Below are 6,472 nucleotides of genomic sequence, written 5' to 3'. Positions count from 1 at the left end.
CAAACCGCCCGGCTCGACTGCCGCACCGTAGTGCGCTGTTACTACCCGGCGTTTGCTGCGTTGCTGCGTCAGCAGCAGAGAAACGAGATTATGAAGGCTCTTTTTCGTTTCGTCAACATCTTTTTTTACGCTACCGCTTAAAAAACTTGTTGATCCTGCGAACCCGCTTGTTTCGTCGCGGGCTTCGCTGCGGCGTGTTGCTTGTTGCGTGCAGCGAAGGGGGCGAATCTTAGCGCCCCCTGCAGCCAGGCGCAAGGGGGTGACGGAAAAAATCCTCACTTTCCTGCCAGCGCGACCAACGGCACGGCATTGGCCATCACCGCGTAGCCCGCGTCGCTCGGGTGGATATGGTCGCCGCTGTCGTACTCGCGGCGCAGACGCAGCGGATCAGCCGGGTCACGCAGCGCCGCATCGAAGTCCACCACGCCGTCGAACGCGCCACTCGTGCGAATCCACTGATTCGCCTTGGCGCGGATCGCCTCGCGCTCTGGCGGCAGCGCCGCCGGCGTGAGCGTCGCGCCGAGAATGCGCACGCCGCGCGCATGCGCCATCGCGATCACGCGCTTGTAGCCCGCGATCAGATCGTCGGCGTTCACGCGCGTGTGCGGGAAATCGCAGTCGAGCCCCGAGCGCGGCGGCATCGCCTGAAAGTTGATGTCGTTAATGCCGATCAGCAGAACCGCCGTGCGCACACCCGGACGCAGCGCATCGCGTTCGAAGCGGCGCTCGAGCGCCTCGCCGTAGCAGGGCGAATCGCTCAGCAGGCGATTACCGCTGATACCCATATCGATGACGGCCAGATTGCCGCGCGACTCGCGAGCGAGACGGCGCGACAGCGCGTCCGGCCAGCGACGGTTTTCGTTGAGCGACGAGCGCATGCCGTCGGTGATCGAATCGCCGATCGCCGCGACCGTCGACGCCCCCGGCGCCTCGACCGCCAGCCCCGTCACCCACAGGTACTGCGTGAAACGCTGGTTGAACGCGCCGATCGACGGATCCGTCACGTGATTGCCCGACCGCGACACATAGTTCACCTGACTCGCCACGCGGTGCCACGCAACCACGGTTTGCTGCGGCCCCATATACGAGCTGATCGCATACGGCGCGCCGCTCTTCAACGCGATATGCACCGGGTCGCTGTCGAGCTCCCCGCCCGGCGGCACCGACACGCTCTCGCGCCCGCCAAACGTCACCCGCGCCGTTTGCGCTTCGCTCGTCGCCGATCCGCCCGCAGACGGTGCGATCGCCATCGCGCCGATCATCAGCGGCGTGGTGCCATAGAGATTGCTGATGTGGATGCGCGCCACCTCGCCGCCGAGCGACGGAAACACGATCTGCCGCACGGTCCGCCCTGCCACGTCCGGCGCGCGATACAGCGGCGGCAGCGCGTTACGTTGGGGAATCGACTGCAGCGTGGTCGCCCAGCTTGTCACCCAATGGCCGCTGGCCGGCTGTTCGGCAAAGGCGGGCGCCGCGGCGCCGAGCGCGACGAGAAACGCGGCACGGGCCGCAAAGTGTGCGAGGGAAATCTTCATCCGGGGAGCGAGTGCGCAGGCAAAGCGCCCATTGTGCCGCATGCTCCGCGGCGCGACCTTCCATCCGCCTGACAAAACCGGCGAACGAAACCCCACCCATCCCGCCGCACATCCAGCGCCAATCCCGCCTACAACTCAAGCAGCGCGACGTCGCATCCTTCGTATCGATCCATGCAACTTCGCGCCCTTTTATCCAGGCTCAAAATATTCATTTACCGACCGGTCGGTTGGTTTATACTGCGCACCATACCCAATACAGCGAGAGCGTCTCCATGTACACGCAATCCCTCGACATTCCCGGCAATGTCGCCCCGCTCGACGCGGGCGCCGACTCGCCCGAGCAAGTCCAGTTCGACGCCATCATGGCCGCCGACGGCAAGATCGAGCCGCAGGACTGGATGCCCGATGCCTACCGCAAGACGCTGGTGCGCCAGATCTCGCAGCACGCGCACTCGGAAGTCGTGGGCATGCTGCCTGAGGGCAACTGGATTTCGCGCGCGCCGAGTCTGAAGCGCAAGGCGATCCTGCTCGCCAAGGTGCAGGACGAGGCGGGCCACGGCCTCTATCTCTATAGCGCGGCGGAAACGCTCGGCGTCTCGCGCGACCAGTTGATCGACGCCCTGCACGCGGGCAAGGCCAAGTATTCGAGCATCTTCAACTACCCGACGCCCACCTGGGCGGACGTCGGCGTGATCGGCTGGCTGGTCGACGGCGCGGCGATCATGAACCAGATCCCGCTGTGCCGCTGCACCTACGGCCCGTATGCGCGCGCCATGATCCGTATCTGCAAGGAGGAGTCGTTTCATCAGCGCCAGGGTTTCGACGCCCTGCTCGCGATGATGCAAGGCACCGAGGCGCAGCGCGAACTCGTGCAGCAGGCCGTGAACCGCTGGTGGTGGCCGGTGCTGATGATGTTCGGCCCGAGCGACGCCGATTCGGTCCACAGCAACCAGTCGGCGAAATGGGGCATCAAGCGCATCACGAACGACGATCTGCGCCAGAAGTTCGTCGACGCCACGGTCGAGCAGGCCAAAGTGCTCGGCGTGACGCTGCCCGACGCCGACCTGAAATGGAACGAAGCGCGCGGCCACTACGACTACGGCACGATCGACTGGGAAGAATTCTGGCGCGTCGTCAACGGCGACGGCCCGTGCAACCGCGAACGTCTGGGCACGCGCGTGAAGGCGCACAACGAAGGCGCGTGGGTGCGCGAAGCCGCCCTCGCCCATGCCGAGAAACAGCGTCAGCGCGCCGACCAGCTCGCCGCGGCATGACCCGAACCCGGCAAATGAGCCAACAGAGACTCGAAGGAGACAGCAAGATGAACAAGGAATGGCCGATCTGGGAAGTGTTCGTGCGCAGCAAGCAGGGGCTCGATCACAAGCATTGCGGCAGCCTGCACGCCGCCGACGCCTCGATGGCGCTGCGCATGGCGCGCGACGTCTACACGCGCCGTCAGGAAGGCGTGAGCATCTGGGTAGTGCCGTCGGCGGCGATCACGGCGTCGGACCCGAGCGAAAAGGCCGAGCTGTTCGAACCGGCTGGCGACAAGATCTATCGCCATCCGACGTTCTACACGCTGCCCGACGAAGTCAACCACATGTAAGAGCGAGACCATGACGACGCCCACGCAAGAACACCTCGCGTACGTGCTGCGCCTCGCCGACACCGCGCTGATCCTCGGTCAGCGCAACACGGAATGGTGCGGCCACGGCCCGATCCTCGAAGAAGACATCGCGCTCGCCAACATGAGCCTCGACCTGATCGGCCAGGCGCGCCTGCTGTACACGCACGCCGCGACGCTCGACAAGGCGCTCACCGGCCGCGAGCGCACCGAGGACGACTACGCCTATTTCCGCGCCGAGCGCGAGTTCGCCAACTACACGCTCGTCGAGCTGCCGCATTTCGGGCCGCTCGCCGGCACGACGCATTCGGCCAACGACTACGCCGTGACGATCGTGCGCAACTTCCTCTATGCGTCGCTGATGGCGCATCTGTGGACCGCGCTGCTGCGCTCCGCCGATCCGCAACTGGCCGCCATCGCCGAGCGCTCGATCAAGGAAACGCGCTATCACGTGCATCACGCGCGCGAATGGCTGATCCGTTTCGGCGACGGCACCGAGGAATCGCACCGCCGCGCCCAGGCCGCGCTCGACTGGCTGATGCCGTACACGCGCGAGTTCTTCAGCACGGATGCGGTGGAAGCCGCCGTGGCCGAAGCCGGCATCGCGCCGCTCACCGCCCAGTTCGAAGCCGCGTGGCGCGCCGACGTGCAAGCCGCGCTCGACGAAGCCACGCTCGTCGCGCCCGCGCCGGTCAAGCACGTGAGCACCGGCAAGCTCGGCGAACACTCGGAGCACATGGGTTTCGTGCTCGCCGAAATGCAGAGCCTCGCGCGCCAGCATCCGGACGCGCGCTGGTAAGCCGCGCCCCGCTTCCAGGGAGATGACGATGCAAGCCACGGCAGACCGCGCGCTCGAACGCGCCTGGGCCGCGCTCGAAGCGGTGCCCGATCCGGAGATCCCGGTGGTGTCGATCCGCGAACTCGGCATTCTGCGCGACGTGCGACGCGCCGACGACGGCCAGCTCGAAGTGGTCATCACGCCGACCTATTCGGGCTGTCCGGCCATGTCGCAGATCGCCGAGGACGTCGCGCACGCGCTCGACGCGGCGCAGATCGCGCCGTACCGCATCGCCACGACGCTGACGCCCGCCTGGACCACCGACTGGATCACCGACGAAGCGCGCGAAAAGCTGCGCGCCTACGGCATCGCGCCGCCCACGGGCAACTGCGGCGGCGGCGCGGCGTCAGGTCCGGACGAAAAGCCGATCACCTTCATGCCGAAACTGCCCGCGCCCGTCTGCCCGCGCTGCGGCTCGAAGCACACCGAGCGCCTCGCGCAATTCGGCTCGACCGCGTGCAAGGCGCTGTACCGCTGCCTCGATTGCCGCGAACCCTTCGACTACTTCAAACCGTACTGATATGGCCACCCCGCAATTCCATTCGCTGCGCATCCGCGAAGTACGTCCCGAAACCGCGGACGCGGTCTCCGTCGCGTTCGAAGTTCCGCCCGAGCTGCGCGACGCCTACCGTTTCACGCAAGGGCAGTTCGTCACGCTCAAGACCCATATCGAAGGCGAGGAAACGCGCCGCTCGTACTCGATCTGCGTCGGCGTGACCGATTACGACCGTGACGGCGAACTGCGCATCGGCATCAAGCGCGTGCGCGGCGGGCGTTTCTCGAACTTCGCCTTCGATCAGCTCGCGCCGGGCCACGAAATCGACGTGATGACGCCCGACGGCCGCTTCTTCACGCACCTGAACGCCGATCACGGCAAGCATTACGTGGCGTTCTCGGGCGGCTCGGGCATCACGCCGGTGCTCGCGATCGTCAAGACGACGCTCGAAACGGAGCCGCGCAGCGCGTTCACGCTGGTCTACGGCAACCGCAGCGTCGACCAGATCATGTTCGCCGAGGAGCTGGAAGACCTGAAAAACCGCTTCATGGACCGCTTCCGCCTCTACCACGTGCTGTCGGACGATCTGCAGGACGTCGAGCTGTTCAACGGCGTGCTCGATCAGGCCAAGTGCGCGGCGTTCCTCGACACGCTGCTGCCGCCCGGCGAGATCGACGAAGCCTTCATCTGCGGCCCCGCGCCGATGATGGACGCCGCCGAAGCCGCGCTCTCGGTCGCGGGCGTGCCCAAGCCGAATGTCCACGTCGAACGTTTCGGCTCGCCGCTGCCGCAGGCGGGCGTGCCGCCGGTCGAAATCACCGCGGATACGCCGGCCGCCGAGCTGGAAATCGTCATCGACGGCAAGAAGCGCAAGCTGCGTCTGCCCTACGAGGGCGTGAGCCTGCTCGACGTCGGTCTGAAAGCCGGTCTCGCGCTGCCGTATGCGTGCAAGGGCGGCGTGTGCTGCACCTGCCGCGCCCGCGTGCTCGAAGGCGAGGTGAAGATGGACAAGAACTACACGCTCGAAGAGCAGGAAGTGAAGGACGGCTTCGTGCTCACCTGCCAGTGCCATCCGGTCAGCGAGCGCGTGGTGGTGAGCTTCGACGAGCGTTGAACGCCGCAGTCCCGACGCCGCGCTCCATGAATGCGCCAATTAAGGGCCGAATCGTGCCGAAACCGAAATTAGCGGTGACATATCCGCTCTAGAGCAACAACACGCTTTCGAGCCTCAGGCGATCCGCTTACACTAGGGGCCGCCCGCGCCAGGCGCACTTCGCTGCGTCGCGCGGGCGGTCCCTTTTGTCTCTAGCGCGCTGGCTGGCGTTTATGGCGTTCATGGCGAGCGCAACGAGTTGTCGATGACCACGATCCACCTCATTCATGGCGAGCCGGCTGCGGCCGCGCTGCGACAGGCTCTCGACGCGGCGGGCCAACCCGCCACGGGCCAGGCCGTGCGCGTGATCGCACTGAACGACGACCTCACGGTCGGCCCGCTGCGCGACATCGACGCGAGCGGCAATCCAGGCGCGGCGCAGCGCGCGGCGTTCTGGCAGCGCCTCGGCGACGTGCCGGAAACGCCCGCGCAGCACGACTGCGCCGCGCTCGCCGCCGTCGAAGAAGACGACGCCCACGTGGTGATCTGGCACACGCACGACGCCGCCGATCAGCTCACGCTGCGCCGCGTCTGTTACCGGCTGCGCTGCGCACCGCAACGCCTGAACGAAGTGCGCCTCGCCGCCGACGACCTGGCCGGAACGCCGGAGCACGCCGCCGAGCGCCTGCGCACGCGCCTGCCCGACGCCGCGCCGATCTCGGTGCTGCGCATCACGCGCCTCGCGCTCGAATGGCAGGAAGCGAAGTTCGCGAACGGCGAAATGCGCCGCTGGCGCGACAACACCTTCACCAGCGGCGCCTGGGCCGATCTCGACGCGCTGATCCTCGACACCCTGAACGCGCAATGTCCGTCGAGCGCACCGTGG

The 6,472-nt window shown here is 66.6% G+C and carries 8 protein-coding genes; 6 read left to right on the top strand and 2 right to left on the bottom strand.

Annotated elements, in window-relative coordinates:
* Together G3N97_RS35165 and G3N97_RS35160 are read right to left on the bottom strand one after the other, a co-directional pair.
* The coding region (locus tag G3N97_RS35165; RefSeq protein ID WP_205997443.1) for a hypothetical protein at positions 1–279 on the bottom strand (279 nt) is incomplete at its 3' end.
* Positions 276–1,535: an SGNH/GDSL hydrolase family protein gene (locus G3N97_RS35160; RefSeq protein ID WP_205997442.1), complete on the bottom strand. Its 1,260-nt coding sequence runs from the start codon at positions 1,533–1,535 to the stop codon at positions 276–278. The genes G3N97_RS35165 and G3N97_RS35160, both read right to left, overlap by 4 nt.
* Before the next feature lie 272 nt (positions 1,536–1,807).
* On the opposite strand from G3N97_RS35160, the gene paaA reads away from it, so the two are divergent.
* From paaA to G3N97_RS35130, 6 genes are all read left to right on the top strand, one after another.
* Positions 1,808–2,809 (top strand): 1,2-phenylacetyl-CoA epoxidase subunit PaaA, encoded by a 1,002-nt coding sequence (gene paaA, locus G3N97_RS35155; protein ID WP_205997441.1) that lies wholly within the window; start codon positions 1,808–1,810, stop codon positions 2,807–2,809.
* A complete protein-coding gene (gene paaB, locus G3N97_RS35150; RefSeq protein ID WP_346778163.1) occupies positions 2,806–3,141 on the top strand; it encodes a 1,2-phenylacetyl-CoA epoxidase subunit PaaB in 336 nt (111 codons plus the stop codon). The genes paaA and paaB overlap by 4 nt, the downstream gene beginning before the upstream one ends.
* Before the next feature lie 10 nt (positions 3,142–3,151).
* Positions 3,152–3,958, top strand: coding sequence for a 1,2-phenylacetyl-CoA epoxidase subunit PaaC (gene paaC / locus G3N97_RS35145; protein WP_205997440.1), 807 nt, complete (start codon positions 3,152–3,154; stop codon positions 3,956–3,958).
* Between the two features lie 28 nt (positions 3,959–3,986).
* Positions 3,987–4,517 carry a 1,2-phenylacetyl-CoA epoxidase subunit PaaD gene (gene paaD / locus G3N97_RS35140; RefSeq protein WP_231957608.1) on the top strand — a complete coding sequence of 177 codons (531 nt, stop codon included), beginning with the start codon at positions 3,987–3,989 and terminating at the stop codon, positions 4,515–4,517.
* A gap of 1 nt (position 4,518) precedes the next feature.
* Positions 4,519–5,607 (top strand): 1,2-phenylacetyl-CoA epoxidase subunit PaaE, encoded by a 1,089-nt coding sequence (gene paaE / locus G3N97_RS35135; protein ID WP_176079598.1) that lies wholly within the window; start codon positions 4,519–4,521, stop codon positions 5,605–5,607.
* Between the two features lie 244 nt (positions 5,608–5,851).
* The coding region (locus G3N97_RS35130; RefSeq protein ID WP_205997439.1) for a DUF1835 domain-containing protein at positions 5,852–6,472 on the top strand (621 nt) is incomplete at its 3' end.

Origin of the sequence: Paraburkholderia sp. Ac-20347 (assembly GCF_017104805.1) — a bacterium.
Taxonomy (GTDB): domain Bacteria; phylum Pseudomonadota; class Gammaproteobacteria; order Burkholderiales; family Burkholderiaceae; genus Paraburkholderia; species Paraburkholderia tropica.
This window is presented reverse-complemented; position numbering and strand designations above follow the sequence as displayed.